23 protein-coding genes are annotated in these 24,117 nt (G+C 63.7%); 9 read left to right on the forward strand and 14 right to left on the reverse strand.

What is annotated here, in order from left to right:
* On the forward strand, positions 1 to 902 hold a 902-nt coding region (locus tag SJI03_RS18475), incomplete at its 5' end, for an autotransporter outer membrane beta-barrel domain-containing protein (protein ID WP_322428162.1).
* A gap of 77 nt (positions 903 to 979) precedes the next feature.
* Here SJI03_RS18475 and SJI03_RS18480 read toward each other — a convergent pair.
* The 9 genes from SJI03_RS18480 to SJI03_RS18520 form a co-directional block, all read right to left on the reverse strand.
* On the reverse strand, positions 980 to 2,008 hold the full coding sequence (locus SJI03_RS18480; RefSeq protein WP_322428163.1) for an acyl-CoA dehydrogenase: 1,029 nt from the start codon (positions 2,006 to 2,008) through the stop codon (positions 980 to 982).
* 116 nt (positions 2,009 to 2,124) lie between these two features.
* Positions 2,125 to 2,745 carry a hypothetical protein gene (locus SJI03_RS18485; protein WP_322428164.1) on the reverse strand — a complete coding sequence of 207 codons (621 nt, stop codon included), beginning with the start codon at positions 2,743 to 2,745 and terminating at the stop codon, positions 2,125 to 2,127.
* 216 nt (positions 2,746 to 2,961) lie between these two features.
* Positions 2,962 to 3,618: a hypothetical protein gene (locus tag SJI03_RS18490; protein WP_322428165.1), complete on the reverse strand. Its 657-nt coding sequence runs from the start codon at positions 3,616 to 3,618 to the stop codon at positions 2,962 to 2,964.
* 260 nt (positions 3,619 to 3,878) lie between these two features.
* Positions 3,879 to 5,963 carry a methyl-accepting chemotaxis protein gene (locus SJI03_RS18495; RefSeq protein ID WP_322428166.1) on the reverse strand — a complete coding sequence of 695 codons (2,085 nt, stop codon included), beginning with the start codon at positions 5,961 to 5,963 and terminating at the stop codon, positions 3,879 to 3,881.
* A 57-nt stretch (positions 5,964 to 6,020) separates the two neighbouring features.
* Positions 6,021 to 6,815, reverse strand: coding sequence for a TorF family putative porin (locus tag SJI03_RS18500; RefSeq protein WP_322428167.1), 795 nt, complete (start codon positions 6,813 to 6,815; stop codon positions 6,021 to 6,023).
* A 240-nt stretch (positions 6,816 to 7,055) separates the two neighbouring features.
* On the reverse strand, positions 7,056 to 7,469 hold the full coding sequence (locus SJI03_RS18505) for a hypothetical protein (protein WP_322428168.1): 414 nt from the start codon (positions 7,467 to 7,469) through the stop codon (positions 7,056 to 7,058).
* Between the two features lie 62 nt (positions 7,470 to 7,531).
* Positions 7,532 to 8,551 carry a WYL domain-containing protein gene (locus SJI03_RS18510; protein ID WP_322428169.1) on the reverse strand — a complete coding sequence of 340 codons (1,020 nt, stop codon included), beginning with the start codon at positions 8,549 to 8,551 and terminating at the stop codon, positions 7,532 to 7,534.
* An 81-nt stretch (positions 8,552 to 8,632) separates the two neighbouring features.
* Positions 8,633 to 9,652 carry a GGDEF domain-containing protein gene (locus SJI03_RS18515; RefSeq protein ID WP_322428170.1) on the reverse strand — a complete coding sequence of 340 codons (1,020 nt, stop codon included), beginning with the start codon at positions 9,650 to 9,652 and terminating at the stop codon, positions 8,633 to 8,635.
* 109 nt (positions 9,653 to 9,761) lie between these two features.
* The gene (locus SJI03_RS18520) at positions 9,762 to 10,460 is read right to left on the reverse strand and encodes a FadR/GntR family transcriptional regulator (protein WP_322428171.1); all 699 of its coding nucleotides are present in this window, start codon (positions 10,458 to 10,460) and stop codon (positions 9,762 to 9,764) included.
* A gap of 152 nt (positions 10,461 to 10,612) precedes the next feature.
* Here SJI03_RS18520 and SJI03_RS18525 point away from each other — a divergent pair, with 152 nt between their 5' ends.
* The 4 genes from SJI03_RS18525 (at position 10,613) to SJI03_RS18540 (ending at position 15,366) form a co-directional block, all read left to right on the forward strand.
* Positions 10,613 to 11,404: a (Fe-S)-binding protein gene (locus tag SJI03_RS18525; RefSeq protein ID WP_322428172.1), complete on the forward strand. Its 792-nt coding sequence runs from the start codon at positions 10,613 to 10,615 to the stop codon at positions 11,402 to 11,404.
* Entirely contained in the window at positions 11,401 to 12,117 is a 717-nt protein-coding gene (locus tag SJI03_RS18530; RefSeq protein WP_322428173.1) for a LutC/YkgG family protein, read from the forward strand. The genes SJI03_RS18525 and SJI03_RS18530 overlap by 4 nt, the downstream gene beginning before the upstream one ends.
* A complete protein-coding gene (locus tag SJI03_RS18535; RefSeq protein ID WP_322428174.1) occupies positions 12,114 to 13,559 on the forward strand; it encodes a LutB/LldF family L-lactate oxidation iron-sulfur protein in 1,446 nt (481 codons plus the stop codon). The genes SJI03_RS18530 and SJI03_RS18535 overlap by 4 nt, the downstream gene beginning before the upstream one ends.
* Positions 13,560 to 13,659: 100 nt before the next feature.
* Positions 13,660 to 15,366, forward strand: coding sequence for a lactate permease LctP family transporter (locus SJI03_RS18540; protein WP_099380842.1), 1,707 nt, complete (start codon positions 13,660 to 13,662; stop codon positions 15,364 to 15,366).
* A 58-nt stretch (positions 15,367 to 15,424) separates the two neighbouring features.
* Here SJI03_RS18540 and SJI03_RS18545 read toward each other — a convergent pair whose 3' ends face one another.
* Together SJI03_RS18545 and SJI03_RS18550 are read right to left on the reverse strand one after the other, a co-directional pair.
* Positions 15,425 to 15,952, reverse strand: a complete 528-nt coding sequence (locus tag SJI03_RS18545) for an NADPH-dependent FMN reductase (RefSeq protein ID WP_322428175.1) — start codon at positions 15,950 to 15,952, stop codon at positions 15,425 to 15,427.
* Positions 15,953 to 16,051: 99 nt separating this feature from the next.
* Entirely contained in the window at positions 16,052 to 16,285 is a 234-nt protein-coding gene (locus SJI03_RS18550; RefSeq protein ID WP_080698581.1) for a DUF3563 family protein, read from the reverse strand.
* A gap of 435 nt (positions 16,286 to 16,720) precedes the next feature.
* On the opposite strand from SJI03_RS18550, the gene fucP reads away from it, so the two are divergent.
* Positions 16,721 to 18,022, forward strand: coding sequence for an L-fucose:H+ symporter permease (gene fucP, locus SJI03_RS18555; protein ID WP_099380855.1), 1,302 nt, complete (start codon positions 16,721 to 16,723; stop codon positions 18,020 to 18,022).
* Between the two features lie 51 nt (positions 18,023 to 18,073).
* Here the strand turns inward: fucP and SJI03_RS18560 are convergent, their stop codons facing one another.
* Entirely contained in the window at positions 18,074 to 18,967 is an 894-nt protein-coding gene (locus tag SJI03_RS18560; protein WP_099380841.1) for a LysR substrate-binding domain-containing protein, read from the reverse strand.
* Positions 18,968 to 19,127: 160 nt separating this feature from the next.
* On the opposite strand from SJI03_RS18560, the gene SJI03_RS18565 reads away from it, so the two are divergent.
* Complete coding sequence (locus tag SJI03_RS18565; RefSeq protein WP_099380840.1) at positions 19,128 to 20,624, forward strand: acetyl-CoA hydrolase/transferase family protein; 1,497 nt, start codon at positions 19,128 to 19,130, stop codon at positions 20,622 to 20,624.
* A gap of 124 nt (positions 20,625 to 20,748) precedes the next feature.
* Here the strand turns inward: SJI03_RS18565 and SJI03_RS18570 are convergent, their stop codons facing one another.
* On the reverse strand, positions 20,749 to 21,411 hold the full coding sequence (locus tag SJI03_RS18570; protein ID WP_322428176.1) for a TetR/AcrR family transcriptional regulator: 663 nt from the start codon (positions 21,409 to 21,411) through the stop codon (positions 20,749 to 20,751).
* A gap of 302 nt (positions 21,412 to 21,713) precedes the next feature.
* Here SJI03_RS18570 and SJI03_RS18575 point away from each other — a divergent pair, with 302 nt between their 5' ends.
* Positions 21,714 to 22,835: a M14-type cytosolic carboxypeptidase gene (locus SJI03_RS18575; protein ID WP_099380838.1), complete on the forward strand. Its 1,122-nt coding sequence runs from the start codon at positions 21,714 to 21,716 to the stop codon at positions 22,833 to 22,835.
* 12 nt (positions 22,836 to 22,847) lie between these two features.
* Positions 22,848 to 23,312, forward strand: a complete 465-nt coding sequence (locus SJI03_RS18580) for a CYTH domain-containing protein (protein WP_099380854.1) — start codon at positions 22,848 to 22,850, stop codon at positions 23,310 to 23,312.
* Here SJI03_RS18580 and SJI03_RS18585 read toward each other — a convergent pair.
* The gene (locus SJI03_RS18585; RefSeq protein ID WP_322428177.1) at positions 23,301 to 24,068 is read right to left on the reverse strand and encodes a CPBP family intramembrane glutamic endopeptidase; all 768 of its coding nucleotides are present in this window, start codon (positions 24,066 to 24,068) and stop codon (positions 23,301 to 23,303) included. The genes SJI03_RS18580 and SJI03_RS18585 overlap by 12 nt on opposite strands.
* Between the last annotated feature and the right edge of the window lie 49 nt (positions 24,069 to 24,117).

Here is a 24,117-nt window from a genome sequence, read left to right on the forward strand (position 1 = left end):
CCGATGTCAGCGGCGCCACGCAGGGCTTGCCGGACATGCCGCAAAAGCCGGACACGCAGAAGCAGGCGTTGTCGCTGTGGCTCGGTGGCGCGGTGGACTTCGGCCAGCATTATGTGAATGGCCGCGAGACGGGCTTCCGCTTCCGCACGAATGGTGTCAGCGTGGGTGGCGATTACCGCCTCAGCGACCTGGCCACCCTGGGTGTGGGCGCCGGTTTCAGCCATGACCGCAGCGACGTGGGCCAGAACGGCAGCCGCAGCACGGCCGACAGCGCCGTGGCGGCCGTGTATGGCAGCCTGCGTCCGAGCAAGGGCGTGTTCCTTGACGGCGTGCTCGGCTACGGTACCTTGCAGTACGACGCCTCGCGTTATCTGAGCGACGGCAGCGGTTTCGCCACCGGTGAACGTGACGGCAAGCAAGTGTTCGGGGCGCTGGTGGGCGGCATGGAGATGCGCCAGGAAACCTGGATGTGGTCGCCGTATGGCCGCGTGGAACTGATGTCGGCCAAGCTCGATCCGTACACGGAAAAGGCGGCGGGCATCAATGCCTTGAGCTACTTCAAGCAGACGGTGCGTTCGCGCATCGGCGCGCTGGGCGTGCGGGCCGAGGGTATCTATGTGGGCGGTCTGGGCACGTGGTTCCCGCGTGCGCGGCTCGAGTACCGGCACCAGTTCCAGGGCGCCGATGATGCGCGCCTGGCGTATGCCGACCTGGTGGCCGACGGCCCCGTGTACGTGATCCGCACGGTGCCGCAGCAGACGGGCAACTGGGCGGCCGGGCTGGGCGTCAAACTGCTGCTGTCGAACGGCATGACGATTACGCTGGACTACAACAGCAATCTGAACATCGATAGCGGGCGGACCCAGTCGGTGATGTTCGGCATCGCCATGCCGCTCAAGTAATCAACTAGCCCTCAACTTAGCCCTGATCGCCGGCCCGGAGCCAATCCGGTCCGGCGATTTTTTTTGTCCGCGCGCCATCACAGCGTCCACGGATGGTCTTCCGCGCCGGCAACAATGCCGCCCAGCAGTGCCTGGTCGCGTTCGGCATGGCTCTGGCGCAGGAAGACGGGCAGGTCGGCAACCAGGCGGGCGAAACGGGCATCGCGGCACAGGGGACCGGCGCCCAGCGCCCGCGTGGCCAGATGCAGGACCAGGGTGGCGGCGTCTTCCGTTGCCAGGCGCAGGCGCAGGGCCAGCCCCATGGCGTCGCGTTGCGGATGCAGGTCGATTTCGGCGGCTCCTTCGCGCAGCAGGGCGCAGGTGGCGCGCAGGACGCAATCGATTTGCCCCAGCTGCGCCAGGCGCACGGGGTCGGGGGCGGCGTGCTGCGCACGCGCATGCAGGTGGCCGGCGATGGCGCAGGCCGCGCCATACCAGGCGGCCGCGATGCCCGCGTTGCCATGCCAGAAGCCGGGCCGCTGCAGATAGGCACCCGGTGCACCAACGGGATAGGCGCGCGCGGCAGAAAAAGTCACGTCGACGCTGGCACAGGCATGCATGCCGACGGCTTGCCAGCCTTCGTCCGTGAGGTGCACACCGGGCTGCGACAGGGCCACCGAGGCGAGGCAAGCCTGGCCAGCGTCGTTCCAGCAGCTGACTAATGCGTGGCTGAGGCCCTGTGCCCCGGCACACCAGGCCTTGCGTCCATCGAGCACATGGCGGCCTTCGGCCGTCTGCCGCAAGCGCACGCGCGTACCAGGCATGTCCGCGCACCAGACGCCCCAGCTGCTGCCGGCCGGCACGCCGGAGCCGCCGATTTCCGCCAGGATGGCGAGCGCATCGGTATGGCTTTCATACAGCTTGAGCAGGGAAAGGTCGACGGCAGCGATGGCCGCCAGCATTTGCCAGCGCCGCAGGGTGGCGCCGTGGCCGGGCAGGGGCAGCTGCTCCAGTCCCGCGTCACGCAAGCGCCGCAAGCCTTCGATCGGGTGGAAAGCGTTGTCCTGAGGCTGCAGCAGGGTGTCCAGTGCGGCGTGGGAGGGCAGGGGAAAGGTATGCTGCGACATGGCAAGCTCCTGTTTTTTAACAGGATAGCTTTTTATTTTTGCAATGTCTGTTCGATTTTGCACGGAAATACGCGAACGGCCACGACTCCATGACGTGGCCGCAACAAATCAGGCGTTTACTTTTTCACGTAGTGCATGTCCAGGACATACACGCCCTTGTCCAGCACCACCGAGTACAGGTCGTTGCCGCGCAAGGACAGGCCGCCGGGGACGCTTAGTGCGGGCTGCATGCCTTCATCCCACATGCACGATTCGCCATTGTCCACATCGACGCACCATTGCTGCTGGTTTGCTCGCAGCACATATTTCACGGTGGCGCCGCTGCGCTGGAAGGTATAGGCCGGAACCGACGAGGTGAACTTATCGACGCGCAAGTTCGTTGCCGCGGTATTTTCTGCCAGCTTGATCAGCATGTCGGCGGTGCCGTCCGGCTTGCCGGTGATCTTCGCGCTCATACCGTCCGTCGCTATCACGGGGCCGGAGCAATCGGCCTTGAAGTAGGTTTCGCCGGTCGGCGTCATTTCCAGCGAACCGCTGCCGTCGCTCTTGAGCGCGATGACGAGCATTTGACGGTCGTGATCGTCGCACGCGGATTGCCACGTGCCGATATACGCGGCCAGTGGCGAGGTGCTGCCGGAATCGCCGGCAAGTTGCTGTGTCGAACCGCCGCCACCGCCGCCGCAGCCCGTCAGGAGTACCGCAGCCGAGCCAGCCAATACTGCCAATAATTTTTTCATTCAGAGTCCTTTTTATCCGGCAGTGGTGCGTGCCGTCAACGCGGCCTGATTATAGAAGTATTAATAGGGAGGAATTCTCACCGAATCTATCGCTGACTTGATTTGGATCATGTCGCGGCAAGGCGCTGAAATGGTTTGATGGACTGCAGGGGGGAAGTGGTGTAACTGGTGCGCATTGCGCCGAGCACGCGGCGCAATGGCTGATTATTGGCTGGTTTATTGTTTTACATAGTGCATATCGAGCACATAAGCACCGTCTTTTTCCATTACGGTAAACAATTCGTTACCGCGCAGATAAAAGCCGCCCTTGCCACTTACTGTAGTTTGTACGCCGGTATCCGGAATGTCCGTGGTGTTGCCACTGCCATCATTGATGTGCCAATGAGGTTTACCATCCAGCATCACGGTGGTGACGGCCGGACCCGTAATCTGGATGGTGTGGGCTGGAAGCGACGATACGACCTTGTCGATGCGGATGTCCGAGGCCGGGCTGTCCGCCACCAGTTTGAGCTGAATATTGCCTGCGCCATCCGGCGTCGCGGTAATCTTTTCACTCGTCGTTTCCGTAAATTGCACGGGGCCGCTGCAATCGGGAGTGGCGAAGGTTTCGCCGTAGGTCGACATTTCCAGAGCGCCGCTGCCATCGTTTTTGAGGGCGACGACGAGGCGCTGGCGGTATTGGTCGTCACAAGCGGGTTGCCAAGTGCCAACATACGCGGCCAGTGCCGGCGGAGGCGGGGGCGCGACCACCACTGGCGGAACGACTGCATCACCGCTGGCGCTATTCGCACCGCTATTGCCACTGCTGCCACCACCGCAGCCTGTCAATGCCACCGTGCCCGATACCATTAATAATGCCAATACTTTTTTCATGCGTTATTCCTATTAATCTTCAACCGGCTGAAAGCGTGCCGTATGCGCGGCGATATTATAAAGTACATGCGCATCTTATTTTTTTTGAAATCTGAAATGGGTCGCAATACCTGTATTGAAAGTGCGGCCATTGAATGGCGGGGAGGAGAAACAGGCGGGTGCCGCGCATGGTAATGCGTGAGGCAGGTATGGATATGGCAGATTATGAAACGCGTGCCGGCGCCTGAGTATGGCGCCGGCCGAAAGCGGAAATGTCCGGCTTAAAACTCTTCCCAATCATCACCTGCCGGTGTCTTGGCGGGCGCGTGCTGTGTCGCTTGCGGTTTGGCAACATTCAGGCGCTTGGCTGGCGCGGGTGTCTTGGGCGTCACGGCACGCGGCGCTGCTGCCGCTGGCGTTGCTGTCGGCGTTGCCTGGCGCGCCTGCTCGCCCAGCTTGAACACGCTGACTACCTCGGCCAGATGGCTGGCCTGGTCTTGCAGGCTTTCGGCGGCCGCTGCCGCTTCCTCGACCAGGGCAGCGTTTTGCTGCGTCACGCCATCCATCTGCGCCAGCGCCTGGTTGACCTGGGCGATGCCGTCGCTTTGCTCGGTGGTGGCGACGCTGATGTCGGCCATGATGGCGGTCACCTTGCGCACGCTGTCGACCACTTGCTCCATGGTGGCGCCCGCCTCATCGACAAGCTTGCTGCCGGCGGCCACCTTGCCGACGGAATCGTCGATCAGCAGCTTGATTTCCTTGGCCGCCGCGGCGGAGCGTTGCGCCAGGTTGCGCACTTCCGTGGCGACGACGGCGAAGCCGCGTCCCTGTTCGCCCGCGCGCGCCGCTTCCACTGCCGCGTTCAGGGCCAGGATATTCGTCTGGAAGGCGATGCCGTCGATGACAGAAATAATGTCGACGATCTTGTTCGACGAGTCATTGATCGAGGTCATCGTTGCTATCACCTTGCCGACCACTTCGCCGCTCTTCTGCGCCACGCTGGAGGCGGAGGCGGCCAGTTGATTCGCCTGGCGCGCATGGTCGGCGTTTTCCTTGACGGTGCCCGTCAGTTCTTCCACCGAGGCGGCCGTTTCTTCCAGCGAACTGGCTTGCTGTTCCGTGCGCGCCGACAGGTCGTTATTGCCTTGCGCAATTTCCGCGCTGGCACGGGCCACATTGTCGGCACTGGCTTGCACTTGCAGCAGCACGGCGTGGATCTTTTCCACGAAGGCGTTGAACCCCTTGCCGATGACAGCCAGCTCGTCGGTGCCCTTGACTTCCAGCTTGACGCGCAAGTCGGCGTCGCCGCTGGACAGGTCCGTCATGGTGCGGCCCAGGGTGCGCAGCGGGCGCGTCAGCTGGTTGACGACGAGGATCAAGATGCCGGCCGTGGCTGCCGCGCACAGCAGGGCGACGATCAGCGTGTAAGTCATCAGGTCGCGCGCCGAGGCGGTGGCCACGCTTTTCGGGAAATTCAGTTCCACGCTCCACGGCGCGATGTCGGGGTGGATCTGCAGCGGCTGCAGCAAGTGGATGTAGCCCTTGTCGTCCTCGTATTCATACGCCTGGCCCTGGCGCACCTTGTCCAGGCCGGTGGCTGGCACGTCGTCCGCCTTCTTGCCCAGCCGTTCAGGCGCGGGATGGCTGGCGTACAGGCCGCCGTTCGAGATCAGGGCCAGCTTGCCGCCTTCGATCACTTTCAGGTCGGCCAGGATTTTCGCCAGGCGCGTGAGCATGAAGTCGGCGCTGGCCGTGCCCTTGAAGCTGCCGTCGATCATGATGGGCGCCACCAGCGAGGCCATCAGCACATCCTTGCCATCGACGGGGTAGATGTACGGTTCCGTAAAGTAAGTCCTGCCCGTGCGTTTGGGCACGTCGTACCAGTCGTTGGCGCCCGGTTTCGGGTCGAAGACGATGGGTTCGACTTGCAGCTTGCCGCCGGCACCGCGTGTCCAGTAGGGCATGAAGCGGCCGCTGGCGTCGTAGTTCGGTTTCTGGTTGGCAAATTCCGCATCCTTGCCGTCGAGCGCGTTCGGCTCCCACGTCACGGCTGAGCCCAGCAAGTCTTCCGAGCTGGTCAACGTTGCCTTGGTCAGTTCATTGATCTGCTCGCGCTGCAGGGGCAGGCTGGCGCTTTTGGTGCCGCGCATGGCGCCGGCCAGGCTGGACACGCTGGACAGGTTGCTGGCGATGCGCGCCTGCAGCGCGCCGGCCACTTCGCGCGCCGACGTACGGGCCAGTTCCAGTGCGGCCGCTTCGGCGCTGGCGCTGCTCTTGTAGCCGATCACCGCCGCCGTGACGCCGAGGCTGAGGATGGCGAGCGCGGTGGCGGCGACGCAGATTTTACTGTTCAGTGATAGTTGCATGAGGCTGTTCCTTGATGGGGAGGGGTATCGGTGTCTCGGGCGTCGCGGGTAGCGTGCCTAGAAAGTCTTGCTGACGGCCAGCACGAAGGTCGTCGCGGCCGGGTTCGAGGTGTCGAACTGACCGGCTGCATTCGGGATGCCTAAAGTGTAATGGTCGTAGGCGTCGCTGGCGCCCCAGGCGCGCGTGACGGCGCCGCTCAGGCTCAAGCCGCCGTCGAAGGTTTTGGTGACGCCCACCTTGGCGTCGCGCCAGTTCCACATGGCATTGCCCGTGCCCGCCACGCGGCCATTGCCGGCGTGCAGGTTCAAGGTCCAGGCGTTGCCCAGGTCGACATTCGCGCCCACGTCCAGGTAAGCCGTGCCGCGCGCATTGGTGATGCCGAAAAAATCCCGCGTGACGGTATGGTTGTACTTGGCATACAGCATCTTGTAGCTCAGGCCCAGCGACAGCTCGCCATAGTCGTACTTGACGCCCGTGGCGCGGTAGACGGCGCCCGGATATTTGTAATAGTAGGCCAGCACGCTGTAACCGAGTTCGCCCGCCGTGCCGCTGTAGCCGCCGTACAAGTCCCATTCGATGGTTGCATCCTCGATATAGCGGTCGCTGACGGTGGACGCCCAGGTGCCCAGCGACCAGCCGCTCGGGTGCGCGTAGTCGGCACCCGCCTGCAGGGCCGGCTTGCCCCAGGTCTGGCGAAAGCCGCGCGAGATGTATTGCGAGGTGAGGCTGGCATTGGCGCTGAAGGTGGCGGCGGGGCTGTCCGTGGTCTGCGCCTGCACGGGCAGGGCGGCCGCCAGCAGGAAGGCGCAGCCCAGCAACGATGAGGCGGGGAAATGGTGGTGCGATGGCATGGCAGTCAGCTCCGTATTTGCTGGCAGCGGCCGTCCAGGCGCGTTGCCCTGATGGTTGCAATAAAAATGCGGAATGGACTTTTGTGGAGGCAAGGCGAGGCTGCGTGCATGCTCGTCTGAACATGCACACATTCTCACCAAACGTAACTGAAAGGATAGGGGCTAGGGCTAGTGGAAGTCAATAAAGTTGCGTTGAGGAAAGCGTAAGTTGTTGTTTCCTGGCACTTTTTCATGCGCCTGTCATATTGCTGGCGTGCCTCGGCTGGCTGAATGTTGCAAGCTGGCCAGCAAGCCGGGCAGGGCCGCATGCAAGGCTTGCAGGTCGCCAGCATTTAGATCTGCCTGCATTTCCACCAAGCCCGAGGGCTGGCCCCAGACAACCTGTGCGCTGAGCCGGGCGCCGGCGTCGAGGCCCGTGACGCTGACCAGCAGGGCGACTTCTTCCGGGGCATCCTCGGGCACGTCCTCAAGCAGGCAGGAAATGCCGAAATGATAATCCTGAAAGGTGCTGGCCGTGCCGCTGGAAAAAGCGAAGACGGAGGCAAGCACCTGTGGCGCAGCGGCCGCAAGTGACGGCAGGGCGGCGCGAAACAGGGGCAGCAAGTCGTTTTCCAGCTGGCGTACCAACGGATGAGTGTGGCTGAGGACGGTCATGGTTGGATGAAAGGAGTGGCGGCGCGCGATGGTAGCAGTTTTCGCCGCCGCCGGGGCCGTCGTCAGGCGGCGTAGCGGCTGGCCATGCTGGCGATAGTGCTTTTCATCTGTTCGCGCAGGGCGGCAGGCGCCAGCACTTCCACGCCATCGCCCAGGCCCAGCAACCACCACTGCAGTTCGCGCGTGCTGGGCACGGTGGCGGTCAGGTGCAGCGAGCCATCGGCGCGTTCCTGCAATTGCTGGTCCGCGCTCAGCGGCGTCTCGTACAGGTGCTCGCCGCTGCGACGGGCAAACACGGCTTCCAGCAGCAGCGGTTCGCCCTCGCGGATGCCCATGGCGCCCGAAGCAATATACGCATCGATGTCGAAGCCTGGCTGCGCGCGCGCGGCCAGATAGAGCATTTCCGCCTGCTGCACGCGGTGCAGGACCAGCGTGCGCACGTCGTTGTAGTCGGCGAACAGGCATACCAGGTAGAGCAACTGACCGCGCTGCACGATGGCCAGCGGATGGACGGCGTCATAGCTGACGGGACTGTCGTTGTCACGCTTCTTGTAGCTCAGCTTGAGCTGGCGGTTTTGCATCAGCGCTTCATACACGGTGCGCTGGCAAGCTTCGTCGATGTCGGGCGCCAGCAGCCGCTGCATGGGGGCGATGACGCGTATCTTGTCCAGCCAGGCGGATGCGCTGGCACGTTCGCTGGCCGCGTTCAAGGTCTGGCGGGCCGCGCTGAAATACGGCTGCATGCTGTCCAGGGTGGATGGCGGCAATGCATGGCGCATGTGCTGTTCCATCAGGGCCAGGGTCAGCGCGGCTGGCGTCGACAGGCCCGGCATGTCCATGCGCGCCGCATTTTCCATCCAGCACCAGCCAAATGGCTTGCTGTCGGCGGGATTGGTCAGCGGGAAAATTTCGGCCAGGTCGAGCAAGTCGCGCTGGATCGTGCGCACGCCGATTGCAAAGTCGATGGCCTTGAGCTTGTCGTGCAATTCAGCGACGGTGATGGTGCGTGGCGCCTGCGGTATCAGGCGCAGCATTTGCCATTGGCGCATGATGGTGGAAGGGCGGGGCGCGTGTTCAGACATGGTGATTCCGTTCTCTTCAGTGGCAGGATGTGTACTGACAAGTACACAAGTTAACGAATGGTAACATTGATTCGATGGCAATTACAGGGCGTCCAGCATGGCTGCCCTGACGCAATTGCGCCCCGCGTGCTTGGCCTGGTACAGCAGGCGGTCGGCCGCCGCGACCAGGGCGGCGGCGCCGGGCGCCCGGCTATCGGGCGTACACGCGAGGGAGGCGACGCCGAAGCTGGCCGTCGTCCCGATGTGCCGTGCCAGGCCGTCGCGCAGGCGTTCGGCCAGGCGCACGCCGCCCGCCAGGTCCGTTTCAGGCAGGATCAGCAGGAATTCCTCACCGCCGTGGCGCACCACGCTGTCGATGCCACGGCGCGTGGCGTTGCCGAGCAGGCCGGCAAAGGTGCGCAGCACGGCATCGCCCGCAGCATGGCCGTGGGCGTCGTTGATGCGCTTGAAGTGGTCGAGATCGCACAGGATGGCCGTCAGGCACAGGCCATGGCGTTGTGAACGCGCAAGTTCGGCGCCCAGCAAGTGCTCGTCGAGGTAGCGGCGGTTGTAGCAGCCGGTCAGGTGGTCGCGCACGGCCTGTTCTGCCAGGATGGCGTGTTGCAGGACGTGCGCGCGGCGCTGGCGCTGCTGGCCATGGCTGGCACACAGGCCAGTCAAGTTGAGCAGCAGCAAGGTGGCGGCGTTGCCGGCTTGAAAGTCATCCTGCAGGCCGAGCCAGGCCAGGCTCGCCACGATGGCCAGGCCGGCGCCGCCCAGCAGTTGCCGCGTGATGCCGGCATAGGGGGCAACGAGCAGGATGCAAAAGGCGGTTGCGTGCCAGCCGGCGTCGGTTTCGCGCAATGCATAGCAGAGCAGGAACACGAGCACGTCCAGCGCCAGCAGCGCGGTGCCGGAGGCGGCGCTGTCAGGCTGTGCGGCGGGTGCGCGCAAGGCCCGCAGCAGCATGGCCAGAATAAGCAGGCAACAGGCCAGGCCCAGCGGCCAGCCGGCGGGCGGCAGCAGCGCGACGGCAAAGCTGGCGCTGGCGCCGGCATGCAGCGCCAGCAAGGGAAGTGGCGCCGGCTTGCGGAGATCGTCAATTGCATGGTGCAAATGCATGGAAACCTGTCGGATAGCGAATCGGGCCTCCATTCTTGCCCGGCCCTGCGACAAGCCACGACGCGTTGCGCCACCATGCTGCATATCAGATTGGTCCTACCAGTGACCCTTATTCGTCGCTGGTGACGCGCGTGCGCACGAAATCGATGTGGCCTTGCATGGCCGTGCGCGCCTCTTCGGGCTGGCTGGCGCAGATGGCCTCGCACAGCGTGCGGTGCTGCGACAGCAGTTGCAGCGAAGTCGCCTCGTCCTGCTGGCGCAAGCCCGTGCCATTGATGGTGATGTGTTCGCGCAGCATGCCGATGATGCTGGTGTGCAAGTGCAGAAACATGGTGTTGTGCGACGCCTGCGCGATGACTTCATGCAGCCGTGCATCGGCCTGCGCCTCGCCGTGCTTGTCGTCGCTGGCGCGTGCCTGTTCCAGCTCGGCCAGCAGCGCCATGATCTGCGCGCGCTCGTCGCCGCTGGCCCGCTGCGCCGCAAAATAGGCCGTCGCCCCTTCCAGCACGCGGCGAAATTCCAGGATGTCGTTGCGCAGGGCGGGGTGGTCGGCCACCAGCTGGCTCCACGGCGACGCCATGCCGGTGCGCAATTGATCCGTCACAAATACGCCGGCGCCGCGCCGGCTGCGCACGAGGCCCCGCGCCGCCAGCCGCTGCACCGCTTCGCGCACGGTGTTGCGCGAAACCGCATATTGCAGCGCCAGCAGGCGTTCGGCCGGCAGCTGCGCGCCCGCCGGCAAGCTGCCGTCCAGCAGGGCCGTTTCCAGCCGGCGCATCACCATCTCGACCCTGCCCCGCGTTTGCATGCCTGTCGCCATCGCTGTCTTCCGGTGTTGTTTTAAAGTGGTCCGAGCAATTTGAAGTGGCTCGCGGAAGCTGGAATTATGCGTGAACCGGTCATTCTTAACAACACACAGCGGCGCCGCAGCAACATACAGAGCGCCGGGGAGACACACTCATGCAGCCAGACCCGCGCCAGCCACGCCGCTATCCACCCGCACCGCTCCAGGTGTACCTGTTCGCCACCTGCCTGGTCGACCTGTTCGTGCCGCAGGCGGGACTCGACGCGGTGCGCCTGCTGGAGCGGGAAGGCTTGCTGGTGCATTATCCGCGCGGCCAGAGCTGCTGCGGCCAGCCCGCCTACAGCAGCGGCAATCCGGAACAGGCGCGCGCCGTGGCCCGCGCCCAGCTCGACCTGTTTGCGCAGCCTTGGCCCGTGATCGTACCGTCCGGCTCTTGCGCCGGCATGATGCGCCACCACTGGCCGCAGCTGTTCCAGGACGACCCCGTCGCCGGCCCCAAGGCGGTTGAACTGGCCGAGCGCGTGTATGAACTGAGCGAGTTTCTCGTCTGCGTGCTGAAACTCGACCTGGCCGGCCTGGCAGGCGCAGGGCAGGCGCAGGAAAGCGTGGTGCTGCACACCTCGTGCGGCGCGCGCCGCGAAATGGGCACGCGCCTGCACGGCGTGGCCCTGGTCGACGCCTTGCCCGGCGTGACGCGCATCGAACACCAGCGCGAATCGGAATGCTGTGGCTTTGGCGGCACGTTTTCATTGAAGCATCCGGACATTTCCGGCGCCATGGTCACCGACAAGATCGCTTCGGCCTGCGCCACCGGCTGCGACCGGCTCGTCTCGGCCGATTGCGGCTGCCTGCTCAATATTGGTCACGCCGCGCAGCACCAGGGCGCGCTGCTGCCCGTCGAGCACCTGGCCAGCTTCCTGTGGCGCCGCACGGGAGGCGCGGCATGAGCGCGATCTTGACCGCCCGCGAACGCATGCTGGGGCGCTTGCGTGCCGCGGCCCCCACCGCGCCCGAGACGGTGGAGGTCATCGATACGGCCATCGACCGGCATTACCTGGCGCGCCGCGCGCAAGCGCCGCAGTCACCGCGCCAGCAGCTCGACGCCATGCAGACAGCCTTGCGTGCCGCACATGCGCAAGTCGACTGCGTGAGCAGCGACGCCTGGCCCGCCCTGCTGGCGCAGCGCCTCGGCGCGCAGCAGGTGCGCCGTTTGCTGATGGATACCGGCAGCGCCGAAGGGCTGGCCTTGCGCGCCGCCTTGCCCGCTGGCGTGGAAACGCTGTCCTTTGACCGTCCGCTGGCGCAGTGGAAGGGCGAATTGTTCGACACCGTCGACGCGGGGTTGACTGTCGCCCGTTCCGGCATCGCCGCCACGGGCACCCTGGTCATCGCGCCCGACGCGGCCACGCCGCGCACGGTGTCCTTGGCGCCGCCGCTGCATATCTGCCTCGTGTATGCGAGCACCCTGCACGCGGATTTGCATGCGGCGGCGCGCGCCGAGCGCTGGATGGATGGCATGCCATCGAATCTGGTGCTGGTGTCGGGGCCCTCGAAAACGTCCGATATCCAGCAAACCCTCGCGTATGGCGCGCACGGTCCGCGCTGGCTGTGGGTGCTGATCATCGATGATTTATCTGCCCATGAAGGAGGCCAGCCATGAACGCCAAGCCGCTGCAATTCGTCAAGCCGGCGGACTTCCATGCGCGCGCCCGCGCCGCGCTGGACGACCCGAAGCTGCGCCAGAGTTTTCGCGGCGCCATGGATTTTTTACAGGACAAGCGTAGCGCCCAGTTCCCCGACGGCGACGAACTGGAGCGCCTGCGCGACCTCGGCGAAGCCGTGCGCCGGCATGCGCTGGCGCGCCTGCCCGATTTGCTGGTGCAGCTGGAAGACAAGCTGACGGCGGCCGGCGTGCAGGTGCACTGGGCCGAGGATGGCGAGCAAGCCAACGCCATCATCCACGCCATCGCGCAGCGTAATCAGGCGACGCGCTTCATCAAGGGCAAGTCGATGGCCAGCGAGGAAATCGAGCTCAATCACTACCTGGAAGCGCGCGGCATGAGCTGCCTGGAATCGGACATGGGCGAGTACATCGTGCAGCTGGCCGGCGAAAAGCCGTCGCACATCGTCATGCCGGCCATTCACAAGACCAAGGCCGACATCGCCGGCCTGTTCGCCGAGCACATTCCCGACGCGCCCTACACGGAAGACGTCGACAGCCTGATCCAGACGGGACGGCGCGCCCTGCGCCAGGCGTTTGTCGAGGCGGACATCGGCCTGTCGGGCGTGAACTTCGCGGCGACCGACACGGGCACCCTGTGGCTGGTGGAAAACGAGGGCAATGGCCGGCTGACGACGTCCGTGCCGGAGGTACACATCGCCATCATGGGCATGGAAAAGGTGGTCGCCAAGCTCGAACATATCGTGCCGCTGGCCAGTCTATTGACGCGCTCGGCCACGGGGCAGGCCATCACCACGTATTTCAACCTGATTTCCGGTCCGCGCCGCGCCGGTGAGCTGGATGGCCCGCGCGAAGTGCACCTGGTCTTGCTCGACAACGGCCGCAGCCAGGCCTACGCCGACGAGCAGCTGCGCGCTACCTTGCAATGCATCCGCTGCGGCGCCTGCATGAACCACTGCCCCGTCTACACGCGCATCGGCGGCCACGCCTACGGCACCACGTATCCGGGGCCGATCGGCAAGATCATCTCGCCCCACTTGCTGGGACTAGCTGCGACGGCGGACCTGGCCACCGCGTCGAGCCTGTGCGGCGCCTGCGGCGAGGTGTGCCCCGTGCGCATCCCGATTCCGCAACTGCTGGTGCGCCTGCGCACGGAGGCCAACCGCAATCCGCACGAGGAAGTCAGCCATCCGCTGCGCGGCCAGGGTGCCAAGTTCAGCCGCGGCGAAAGCCTGATCTGGCGCTTCTGGAGCGGCGCCTTTGCGCGTCCTGCCAGCTACCGCCTGTTCCGCTGGGCCGCCACGCGGCTGCGGATGCTGACGCCGCGCGCGCAACTGGGCTGGACGCAGCACCGCAAGCCCTTGACACCGGCGCCGCGCAGCCTGGCCGACCTGCTCAATGCGCGGGGACAGGAAGAATAGCCCGGCCCCGCAGCCTCGCAGCACCGCAAAAAACACGCTACACACAATTACATCAAAAGCCGTTTTTTACTTAACCCGCATCCACCGGAGGAGACCCGACATGCAGACCTGGACCCAACTTTATACACCGCTCGGCAGCCTGTGGCTGTCGTCGCTGGCGGCAGCCGTTCCCATCATTTTCTTTTTCATCGCCCTGGCGGCACTGCGCATCAAGGGCCACGTGGCGGCCGCCGTCACCCTGGCGCTGGCGCTGGCCGTCGCCATCTTCGCGTATGGCATGCCCGTGCCGCAGGCGCTGGCGGCGGCCGGCTACGGTTTTGCGTATGGTTTGTGGCCCATCGCGTGGATCATCGTCACGGCCGTCTTCCTGTACAAGATCGTCGTGAAGACGGGGCAGATCGAGATCATCCGCGCCTCCGTATTGTCTGTTACGGACGACCAGCGTTTGCAGGTGCTGCTGATCGGCTTTGCCTTCGGCGCCTTCCTGGAAGGGGCGGCCGGTTTTGGCGCGCCCGTGGCGATCACGTCGGCCTTGCTGGTGGGCCTGGGCTTCAACCCGCTGTATGCGGCGGGCCTGTGCCTGATCGCCAATACGGCGCCCGTGGCCTTTGGCGCCATGGGCATCCCCATCATCGTGGCGGGCCAGGTGACGGGCATCGATCCGTTCCTGATCGGCGCCATGGCGGGCCGCCAATTGCCGCTGCTGTCGCTGCTGGTACCGTTCTGGCTGGTGTTCATGATGGATGGCTTTCGCGGTGTGCGCGAAGTGTGGCCGGCCGCGCTGGTGACGGGTTTGAGCTTTGCCGTGACCCAGTACTTCACGTCTAACCATATCGGCCCTGAGCTGCCGGACATCACTTCGGCCCTCGTCAGCCTGGTGTCGCTGACCCTGTTCCTGAAAGTGTGGCAGCCGAAGAATGCGAAAGTGGCCCATGCCGTCGGCGGTGGCACGGCTGCGCTGTCCGGTTTTGGCGGTGGCGCCGGCAAGGCGGACTTGCGCGGCAGCGGCAGCCGCGCCGCCTCGCCCTACACGACGGCGCAGACCATGCGCGCCTGGGCGCCGTTCGGCCTGCTGACGGCCATCGTCACCGTCTGGAGCCTGCCCGGCTTCAAGGCCCTGTTCGCCGCCGGCGGGGCGCTATCGAGCCTGGTTGTCAAGATCCACGTGCCTTACCTCGATAAACTGGTGATCAAGACGATGCCCATCGTGGCGGAGCCGAAGGCGTATGACGCCGTCTTCAAGCTCGACCTGCTGTCGGCCGTGGGCACGGCGATCTTGCTGACGGCCGTGCTGTCGATGCTGATGCTGCGCATGAAGCCGCGCGATGGCCTCAAGGCCTTCGTCGAAACGCTCGTGGAATTGCGCCGTCCCGTGCTGTCGATCGGCCTGGTGCTGGCGTTTGCCTTCGTTGCCAATTACTCGGGCATGTCGTCCACCCTGGCCCTGTTGCTGGCCGGCAGCGGCGCCGCCTTCCCGTTCTTCTCGCCATTCCTGGGCTGGCTGGGCGTCTTCCTGACGGGTTCCGATACGTCCTCCAACGCCTTGTTCTGCTCCCTGCAAAACACGACGGCGCACCAGATCGGCGTCTCCGACACCTTGCTGGTGGCGGCCAATACGACGGGTGGCGTGACGGCGAAGATGATCTCGCCCCAATCGATCGCCGTCGCCTGTGCGGCAACAGGCCTGGTGGGCAAGGAATCGGACCTGTTCCGCTTTACCCTGAAGCACAGCCTGATGTTTGCCGTGATCATCGGCATCATCACCATGCTGCAGGCCTACGTATTCACCGGCATGATCCCGCACTGAGCGGTCCGTAGAAGTACGTAGTAAAACTAGATGAATTGATAGTAAAACGTGCATCAGGTCATGAAAATGACCTGATGCACTGCAGCATATCCAAGATAGCCCGGCGCAATGCCGGGTCTGCGGCGATGCCTTCCGCATCGAGACCCGACCCCAGCAGGGGCAGGCTGATACAGGCCTCGTCGATCAGTCGTGCCGACATGGTGCGCACCGTTTCGCGCAGGGCCGCTTGCGCATGCGTGGCGCGCGGCGAGGCGTTCAGCAGCACCAGCGGCTTGTCGATGAACGATTCATTTCCCACCATCCAGTCCAGCGCGTTTTTCATGGGTCCACTCACGCCGTGCGCGTACTCGGGACTGGCCAGCAGCAGCACGTCGGCCGCCAGGATGGCGTCGCGCAGGCCCGTCACGGCCGGCAGGCTGTCGGCGTCGAGGTCGGGATTGAACAGGGGCAGTTCACCGAGTCCCGGATAGATGCGGATGTCGAATGGCTCTGGGGCAAGCCGGGCGATGGCGCGCAGCAGGGCGGTGTTCAGCGAGGCGGCGCGCAGGCTGCCGGCGATGGCGAGGATGGTAATGGGCGTTTGCATCCCGCCTGTATAGCCCATCCTGTGCTCAAGCGCAAGGCGAGCAGGATGGCGCTATCGTTGTTGCAACAGCCGATGATGGGCTGCGTGTTGCCGTATTAATTAACGGCTCAGACCGCTCATCCAGCTTGGCTGCGGGTTGGCACGGGCCAGTTCGCGCATGCGGTATTCCAGATCGTAGCGGTCGGTCGATTCGGCCAGGTAGGCTTCTTCGTAAGCGCGCTCGCGGCGGTCGCTGCTTTGGTTCAGCCAGGCACCGACGCGCTTGGCGGCGTGGACCAGGGTGGCGACGATATTGCTGTTTTGCGTGGTGTGATAGGTAAATGCGGTAGACATGGCAGACTCCTTATGTGGCGTGCCGCGTTGTGCTGCACTGCAATATAAGTATAGCGATTCCAAGTTATAAGGCTACTTTTGATTTCAAATGTCAGCTATTCAATTTTGAAATAACAGCCGCGAAAGCTGCGCAATACGGGGCTTTAAGGCATAATGCCGGCGCAGTATCGTAGTTTTACTACAAGACTGTTTTGTCCTGGATGTTGTTTTCAGACGCAGCCCGCAGGCGCGCCGCGTCCACAAGACATCATCTGACGAGAAACGGTCGGCCGTGCGCCTGCCGCGCGCAAGAGTCGCCATGCCTGCCCCCATTTCGTCAATGGCAGTCATGGCCCACGCTGATATCTGCGTGGCGCTTGCGCGTCCTGGTGCTGCCCGGGTGGAAACGCTTCCATGCCTGGCAAGATCAACTTGGAATTGAAAAATGGAGAAGGTATGGAATACGTAAAGCAAGGTCCGGGCATACAGTCCGCACAGGCCGGCACGCAAAACAATACAGGCGCCCTGATCATTGTCACGGTGCTGTTTTTCATGTGGGGACTGCTGACATCGCTCAATGATGTGCTGATCCCCCACCTGCGTTCGATCTACACCCTGACCTATGTCCAGGCGATGCTGGTGCAGTTCTGCTTCTTTGGCGCTTATGCCATCGTTTCGCTGCCCGCCGGCATGCTGATCAAGAAAATCGGTTACCAGCGCGGCGTCGTCGCCGGCCTGCTGATCGCGGCCGCCGGCTGCGCCATGTTCTACCCGGCGTCCACCGGCAGCTATGCGCTGTTCCTCTTGTCCTTCTTCATCCTGGCGGCCGGCATCACCGTGCTGCAGGTGGCGGCCAATCCCTACGTGACGGAACTGGGCGACCCGCAGACGGCGTCGAGCCGTTTGACCCTGACGCAAGCGTTCAACGCGCTGGGCACCACCGTGGCGCCTGCGCTGGGCGGCATGCTGATTTTGTCGGGCACCGTGCTGACGGTGCAGCAGTTCGATCTGCTGCCGGCCGTCGAGCAACTGGCTTACCGCGCCAAGGAAGCGGCTTCCGTGCAGGGGCCGTACCTGGTGCTGGCCGCTACCCTGGTGATCCTGGCGGTGCTGTTCGCGCTGGCCAAATTGCCGAAGATTTCGCATGCCGACGATGCGGCCGCGCTGGCGCAGGATGGCCACAAGGTCTCGATCTGGTCGCACCGCCACCTGGTGCTGGGCGCGCTGGCCATCTTCCTGTATGTGGGCGGTGAAGTCAGTATCGGCAGCTTCCTGATCAACTTCCTGGGCGAGAGCCATATCGCTGGTCTCAGCCACGCCGACGCCGCGTATTTCGTCAGCTATTACTGGGGTGGCGCCATGCTGGGCCGCTTCGTCGGCTTTGCTGTGATGCGCTATGTCAGCCCGGGCAAGACCCTGGCCTTCAACGCCGCCGTCGTCATCGCGCTGATCCTCGTTGCCGTGTTCTCCAGCGGTCACACGGCCATGTGGGCACTGATCGCCGTCGGCCTGTTCAACTCCATCATGTTCCCGACCATCTTCAGCATGGCCCTGAACAAGCTGGGCGCGCAAACGGGTCAAGGTTCGGGCATCCTGTGCATGGCCATCGTCGGCGGCGCCATCGTGCCGTTCATCCAGGGCTTCCTGGCCGACCACATCAACCTGCAGCTGTCCTTCCTCGTGCCGGCCCTGTGCTACACCTTCATTCTGTACTTCGGCTGGAAGTACGCCAGCATGTACAACGACGACGCCAAGTAAGCAAGGTGGCGTGATCAATCAAAAGGGTGGCTTCGGCCACCCTTTTTTGCATTAATGAGCGAACTGCGTGCCCAGTACGTCCTGGCATACCTCGAGCCAGGCGCGCGCCGCGTGCGACAGATAGCGCCCGCTCCAGATATGCGCCACCTGCCACGCCACTTCCGGCTCGACGATGCGCACCGCCTCCAACGGTTCGCCGGCCAGGCGGTGGATGAACGGCTCGGGCAACAGGGCCACGCCCAGGCCCGCCGAGGCCATCGCCACCAGCCAGTCCCACTGCCCGCTCTGCGCGGCGATGGTCGGCGTGAAGCCCGCTTGCGCGAAATGCTGGCGCAGGCTGCGCGTGAGCGCGAAATCATCTTTCAATAACACCAGCGGCAGCTCGGCCAGCGCCTTGAAGGGCAGTGTCGTGCGGTTTTTCTGGAAGGTGCCCGGCTCGGCCAAGGCCCAGATCGGATAGTTGGCCACTTCCACGGCCACGAGATCGAGTTCCGGGTCGGCCGGCAGCACCGTCATGCCGATTTCCAGCTCGCCGGCCGCCACCTTGCGCTCGATCTGCTGGCCCGTGTCTTCCTGCAAGGTCAGGCTGATGTTCGGATGGCGCGCGCGGAAGGCTTTTAGTACGGGCGTAAACAGCACATTGATCATGGGCGGGATGCCGACTGTCAGGCTGCCGCGCTGCAAGGCCTGCGTGTCGCGCACTTCCAGGGTCAGCTGGCGCATATTGGCCAGCATTTCCTGGCCATGCTGGTAGACGATGCGGCCCGTGTCCGTCAGGGTCAGCTTGCGCCCGTCGCGTACCAGCAGCTGGGCCCCAACCTCGTCTTCCAGTTGGCGCACCATCTTGCTGATGGTCGACTGGGTCAGGTGCAGCGATTCGGCCGCCTGCGTAAAGCTCGACAGGCGCACGGTTTCGACGAAATAGCGCAGGGAACGGATATCCAAGAGGAGGCTCGGCGTTGGCAAAGCATGAAAATATCGACTGGATATGACGAAATTAATTCATGCCATGCATGTAGGCGGGATTTTATACTGAATCCACTTATGGGGTTGGTGTATGACAGCCATCCAGTTTGAGAATATTAAGAATATCAGGAGCATCACGATGTACGAGGACCGTATTCGCCACCCAGGCTTGCTCAGCAAAATCATGAGCGCCGATGAGGCCGCCAAATTGTTCCACAACGGCATGCGTGTCGGCATGAGCGGCTTTACCCGTGCCGGCGACGCCAAGGCCCTGCCGCGCGCGCTGGCCGAGCGCGCCCTGCAAGATCCATTGAGCCTGACCCTGATCACGGGCGCATCGCTGGGCAATGGCAGCGATGGCCTGATGGCCGAGGCGGGCGTGCTGGCGCGCCGCATGCCGTTCCAGGTCGACCCTGTGCTGCGCGGCAAGATCAACAACGGCGAAGTCATGTTCATCGACCAGCATCTGTCGGAAACGGCGGAGCAACTGCGCTCGGGCAACCTGGCCGCCGTCGACATCGCCGTTATCGAAGCGACGGCCATCACGGCCGCCGGCGCCATCATCCCGACCATGTCGGTGGGCAACTCCGCCGCGTTTGCCCAGCAGGCCACGCAGGTCATCATCGAGATCAACCTGTCCACGCCGCTGGCGCTGGAAGGCTTGCACGACATCTATATTCCGCAAACCTTGCCGGGGCGCGAACCGATTCCCCTCACGCGCGTCGATCAGCGCCTGGGCAGCACGGCCATCGCCATCGATCCGGCCCGCATCGCCGCCATCGTCATCACGGACAGTCCCGACAGCCCGTCGAACGCCTTGCCGCCCGACGAAGAGACGCAAGCCATTGCCGGCCACGTGATCGCCTTCCTGGAGGGCGAAGTGGCGGCTGGACGCATGGGGCCGGAATTGCTGCCCCTGCAGGCGGGCATCGGCACCATCGCCAACGCCGTGCTGCATGGCCTGATCGGTTCGCCTTTCCGCAATATGACCATGTATTCGGAAGTGCTGCAGGACAGCGCCATCGAGTTGCTCGACTCGGGCCAGCTGGCGTTTGCCTCGGCCTCGTCGATTACCCTGTCGGCCGCCGTGCATCAAAAGCTGATGGACAATATCGACCATTACCGCTCGAAGATCGTGCTGCGCCCGCAAGAGATCAGCAACCATCCGGAAATCGTGCGCCGCCTGGGCATCATCGCCCTGAACACGGCGCTCGAGTTCGATATCTACGGCAACGTCAATTCCACGCACGTGTGCGGCACGCACATGATGAACGGCATCGGTGGCTCGGGCGATTTCGCGCGCAACGGGCAAGTGTCGATGTTCGTGTCGAAATCGGCGGCCAAGGGCGGGCGCATTTCCAGCGTCGTGCCGATGGTCTCGCATGTCGACCATACGGAGCATGATGTCGACGTGCTGGTGACGGAGTGGGGTTTTGCGGACTTGCGTGGCCTGGCGCCGCGCGAACGGGCGCCGTTGATCATCGAGCGCTGCACGCATCCCGCTTACCGCGATCAATTGCGCGCGTATTACGACGCGGCATGCCAGCGCGGCGGTCATACGCCGCACATCCTGGAACAGGCGCTGTCGTGGCATACGCGCTATCAGGAAACGCAGAGCATGCTCGAAGCGCAGTAAGCTTCGCACATATCAAGACGGGGCAGGGCGGTGCAGCACCGCGCCTGCCTTTACTTTTTTTTCAGTACATGTGCAGCGCCTTGGCGCCCAGGCCCAGCAAGGCAAGTTTGCGCTGGATCAAGCGTCAGGAAGCCGGTGCAAAGCGCAGGCGGATGCCTGTCGTGACGACGGCCAGCAAGTCGTCGATATGCGCGTTCATTTCCGGGTGCGGCGTCCACGGGTCGCCCGCATCCATGACGATGCGCAGCGACACGAGGCCGTGCAGCGACTGCCAGAAGATTTGCGTCATCGTATGCAGCGCCAGCTCGTCCTGGCGTACCAGGCCAGTTTGCGCCAGTTCGGTAAACAGGTGCAGCGCATAGGCGTACGGGTCTTGCTCGATATTGCCGTGTTCCACTTCGACGGCGTCGATTTCCGCGTGCGGACGCAATTCCATGAAGATCAGCGAATACTCGTCGGGATGCTGGAAGCCGTACTCGATATAGGCGCGGCCGACCAGGGCGATGCGCTGCCATGGATCGTCGCTGGCGGCGCACGCCGTGCGCATGGCGCGCACCAGTTCCAGCAAGTCCTTGTCCATGGCCTGGGCGATCAAGGTGGCCTTGTCGCGGAACAGGGCGTACACGACGGTGGTGGAAAAACCGGCCGCCTCGGCCACCTTGCGGATGGAGACGGCGCGCGCGCCACCCTTCTTGATGAGATCTTTGACGACGTCGATGATGTGCTCGCGCCGCGCCTGCGCCTCGCGTAACTTTCTTTCCTGGATGTTAGTTAACTTCTTGTCCACGACTCTTTCCTGGCGACTCTATGAAAGCAAGAATTATAGGGGGGCGACCGGGCGCCAATGTGTCAGCCGCTGTTACAAAGCAGTTTTTTGTCCGGTAGATGCAACAGCTGACCGATTTTTCGCGCTTTTGCCCGGCACTTTTCCATCGATGCCCCGGATTGGTGCATAAATCGCCGGGCCAGGCTTTGCGAACGGGGTCAAAGGGCGGAAAATAGCGGGATAGCTTACACTGCGTTTTTTAGCGCGACGGCGCTAGCCCACGAGGCAACGCCGTAACACTTACCTTCGGACGGGATCATTACATGACCATTAAAATCAGCCAGAACTTCGACTCGGGCGCCATCGACGTGGTGAGCGCCGCCAGTGCCGGCGCCATCGACCTGAATTTGCGCAAGGATAGCCACGCCGACATCCACCAGTGGTTCCACTTCCGCCTGCAGGGCGCGCGGGGCCAGGCATGCACGATGCGCTTCCTGAACGCGGGCCAGGCCACCTATCCGGCCGGCTATGAAGACTACCAGGCCGTGGCCAGCTACGACAGCGAAAACTGGTTCCGCGTGCCGACCTCGTTTGATGGCCAGGTCATGACGATCTCGCACACGCCGGAACTCGACAGCGTGTACTACGCCTATTTCGAGCCGTATTCGTGGGAACGCCATCTGCGCCTGCTGGGCGAAGTGGCCGAGCATCCGCTGGCGCGCGTGTCCGACCTGGGCAGCACGGTCGACGGCCGCGACATGAACATGATTACCATTGGCAATCCGCAGGCGGAAAAGAAAATCTGGGTCATCGCGCGCCAGCATCCGGGCGAATCGATGGCCGAATGGTTCGTCGAAGGCCTGATCGACTCGCTGCTCGACGATGCCAACCCGATCGCGCGCAAACTGTTGCAGCGCGCCGTGTTCCACATCGTGCCGAACATGAATCCGGACGGTTCCATCCGCGGCAACCTGCGCACGAATGCGGCAGGCGCCAACCTGAACCGCGAATGGATGACGCCATCGCTGGAATCGAGCCCGGAAGTGCTGTGCGTGAAAAACAAGATCCACGAAACGGGCGTCGACATGTTCTTCGACATCCACGGCGATGAAGCGCTGCCGTACAACTTTGTGGCCGGCAATGAAATGCTGGAAAACTTCACGCCGGCGCAAGCGGCGCACCAGAAGGCCTTTATCGAGCGCTACAAGCAGGCCAGCCCCGACTTCCAGGACAAGTTCGGCTATGCGGCCAGCAAGTACAAGTCGGACATGCTGACCCTGGCGTCGAAGTATGTCGGCCATCACTTCGGCTGCCTGGCGCTGACCCTGGAAATGCCGTTCAAGGAAAACGCCGACTTGCCGGATCCGGCCGTCGGCTGGAATGGCGCGCGCAGCGCGGCCTTGGGCGCGGCCATGCTGCAGCCTATCCTGCTGTCGCTGGATTGAACGGCGTTGTTCATGGGTATCGAGATCGAGCGTAAATTTCTGCTTGCCAGCGACGCCTGGCGTGGCCTGGGCCAGCCGGTCCTGCTGCGCCAGGGTTATTTGTCGTCCGCGCGCGAGCGCGTGGTGCGCGTGCGCATCGAAGGCGGGCAGGCGATGCTGACCATCAAGGGGGCGAATGTGGGCGCGACGCGCGGCGAGTGGGAGTATCCGATTCCGCTGGCCGACGCCGCCGAACTGCTCGACGGCCTGTGCGAACAGCCGCTGATCGAAAAGTACCGTCATCGCATCGAACATGCAGGCATGGTGTGGGAAGTCGATGAGTTCCTGGGCGCCAATGCGGGCCTGGTGGTGGCCGAGATCGAACTGGCCTCGGAAGACCAGCCCTTCGAGAAACCCGACTGGATCGGCGCGGAAGTGTCGGGCGATACGCGCTACTACAACGCAAACCTGATCCGCCACCCGTTTTCACAGTGGTGATGTTGGCCACAGGAACTGGAAAATCACGGCATTCATCGTCAGATTGAATGCCGCGTGCGCCGCCATTGCTGGCCATAGCGAAGCATGGCGGCGACGTAACCACGCGAACAGGCAGGCTGTCGCAAACATCAGCACCACCCACACTGCCGCCGAGACCACATTCAGCGACAGGCCTGCAGCCGTCATGCTCAGGCCATGATGGCACAGGTGTGCCAGGCCGAACAGCCCTGCTTCCACGCAGGTGCTGACGCGCACGGACAGTTTTTCCTCGAGTGCCTTTTGCAGCACGCCCCGAAAGAAGATTTCCTCCCCGATAGGGCTGAAGATGCAGGCCGGCACGGTGATCATCAGGTGCAGCATCCAGATGCTCAGCCCGGCCGTGGGCGCCGTGCGGCGAAAGCTCGTCGCTATGCTGACAAACCAGTTGTCCGGCGTGGCGTCATACAGCAGCATGCCCAGCGCAAAGCACAGGAGCGCGGCCGCCGCGCCGCAGATCAGCGCCAGGGCATAGGGCGCCTTGCCCGAGGGCGCTTGCAGGCCGATGCTGCGCCGTCCGTGCGGTGACAGCAAGATCCATGGCAAGGCCGCCATCACGCAAAAACTCAGTGGCAGCATCCAGAACAAACCCAATGGCCCCAGCGTGCCCATGACGCGCATGGCGATGAATACGCCTGCCAGCAACATTGCCAGCATGGGGAAGGACAGCGCCAGCAATGCTGGCCGCAGGGGAGGGAGCGAGGCTGGGCTGGAATGCATCGGCGGCCGGGGCGAAAAAAAAGGCCGGAAGAAAACTTCCGGCCCGATA

This window comes from Janthinobacterium sp. GMG1 (assembly GCF_034427795.1).
GTDB lineage: Bacteria > Pseudomonadota > Gammaproteobacteria > Burkholderiales > Burkholderiaceae_D > Janthinobacterium.

Excerpts from the sequence above, each read along its gene's own strand:
- SJI03_RS18525 (WP_322428172.1), top strand. The coding sequence starts at position 10,613 with ATGCAGCCAGACCCGCGCCAGCCACGCCGCTATCCACCCGCACCGCTC.
- SJI03_RS18515 (WP_322428170.1), bottom strand. The coding sequence starts at position 9,652 with ATGCATTTGCACCATGCAATTGACGATCTCCGCAAGCCGGCGCCACTT.
- SJI03_RS18505 (WP_322428168.1), bottom strand. The coding sequence starts at position 7,469 with ATGACCGTCCTCAGCCACACTCATCCGTTGGTACGCCAGCTGGAAAAC.
- SJI03_RS18540 (WP_099380842.1), top strand. The coding sequence starts at position 13,660 with ATGCAGACCTGGACCCAACTTTATACACCGCTCGGCAGCCTGTGGCTG.
- SJI03_RS18510 (WP_322428169.1), bottom strand. The coding sequence starts at position 8,551 with ATGTCTGAACACGCGCCCCGCCCTTCCACCATCATGCGCCAATGGCAA.
- SJI03_RS18565 (WP_099380840.1), top strand. The coding sequence starts at position 19,128 with ATGTACGAGGACCGTATTCGCCACCCAGGCTTGCTCAGCAAAATCATG.
- SJI03_RS18490 (WP_322428165.1), bottom strand. The coding sequence starts at position 3,618 with ATGAAAAAAGTATTGGCATTATTAATGGTATCGGGCACGGTGGCATTG.
- SJI03_RS18575 (WP_099380838.1), top strand. The coding sequence starts at position 21,714 with ATGACCATTAAAATCAGCCAGAACTTCGACTCGGGCGCCATCGACGTG.
- SJI03_RS18545 (WP_322428175.1), bottom strand. The coding sequence starts at position 15,952 with ATGCAAACGCCCATTACCATCCTCGCCATCGCCGGCAGCCTGCGCGCC.
- SJI03_RS18495 (WP_322428166.1), bottom strand. The coding sequence starts at position 5,963 with ATGCAACTATCACTGAACAGTAAAATCTGCGTCGCCGCCACCGCGCTC.
- SJI03_RS18485 (WP_322428164.1), bottom strand. The coding sequence starts at position 2,745 with ATGAAAAAATTATTGGCAGTATTGGCTGGCTCGGCTGCGGTACTCCTG.
- SJI03_RS18550 (WP_080698581.1), bottom strand. The coding sequence starts at position 16,285 with ATGTCTACCGCATTTACCTATCACACCACGCAAAACAGCAATATCGTC.
- SJI03_RS18535 (WP_322428174.1), top strand. The coding sequence starts at position 12,114 with ATGAACGCCAAGCCGCTGCAATTCGTCAAGCCGGCGGACTTCCATGCG.
- SJI03_RS18480 (WP_322428163.1), bottom strand. The coding sequence starts at position 2,008 with ATGTCGCAGCATACCTTTCCCCTGCCCTCCCACGCCGCACTGGACACC.
- SJI03_RS18500 (WP_322428167.1), bottom strand. The coding sequence starts at position 6,815 with ATGCCATCGCACCACCATTTCCCCGCCTCATCGTTGCTGGGCTGCGCC.
- SJI03_RS18520 (WP_322428171.1), bottom strand. The coding sequence starts at position 10,460 with ATGCAAACGCGGGGCAGGGTCGAGATGGTGATGCGCCGGCTGGAAACG.
- SJI03_RS18585 (WP_322428177.1), bottom strand. The coding sequence starts at position 24,068 with ATGCATTCCAGCCCAGCCTCGCTCCCTCCCCTGCGGCCAGCATTGCTG.
- SJI03_RS18530 (WP_322428173.1), top strand. The coding sequence starts at position 11,401 with ATGAGCGCGATCTTGACCGCCCGCGAACGCATGCTGGGGCGCTTGCGT.
- SJI03_RS18580 (WP_099380854.1), top strand. The coding sequence starts at position 22,848 with ATGGGTATCGAGATCGAGCGTAAATTTCTGCTTGCCAGCGACGCCTGG.
- fucP (WP_099380855.1), top strand. The coding sequence starts at position 16,721 with ATGGAATACGTAAAGCAAGGTCCGGGCATACAGTCCGCACAGGCCGGC.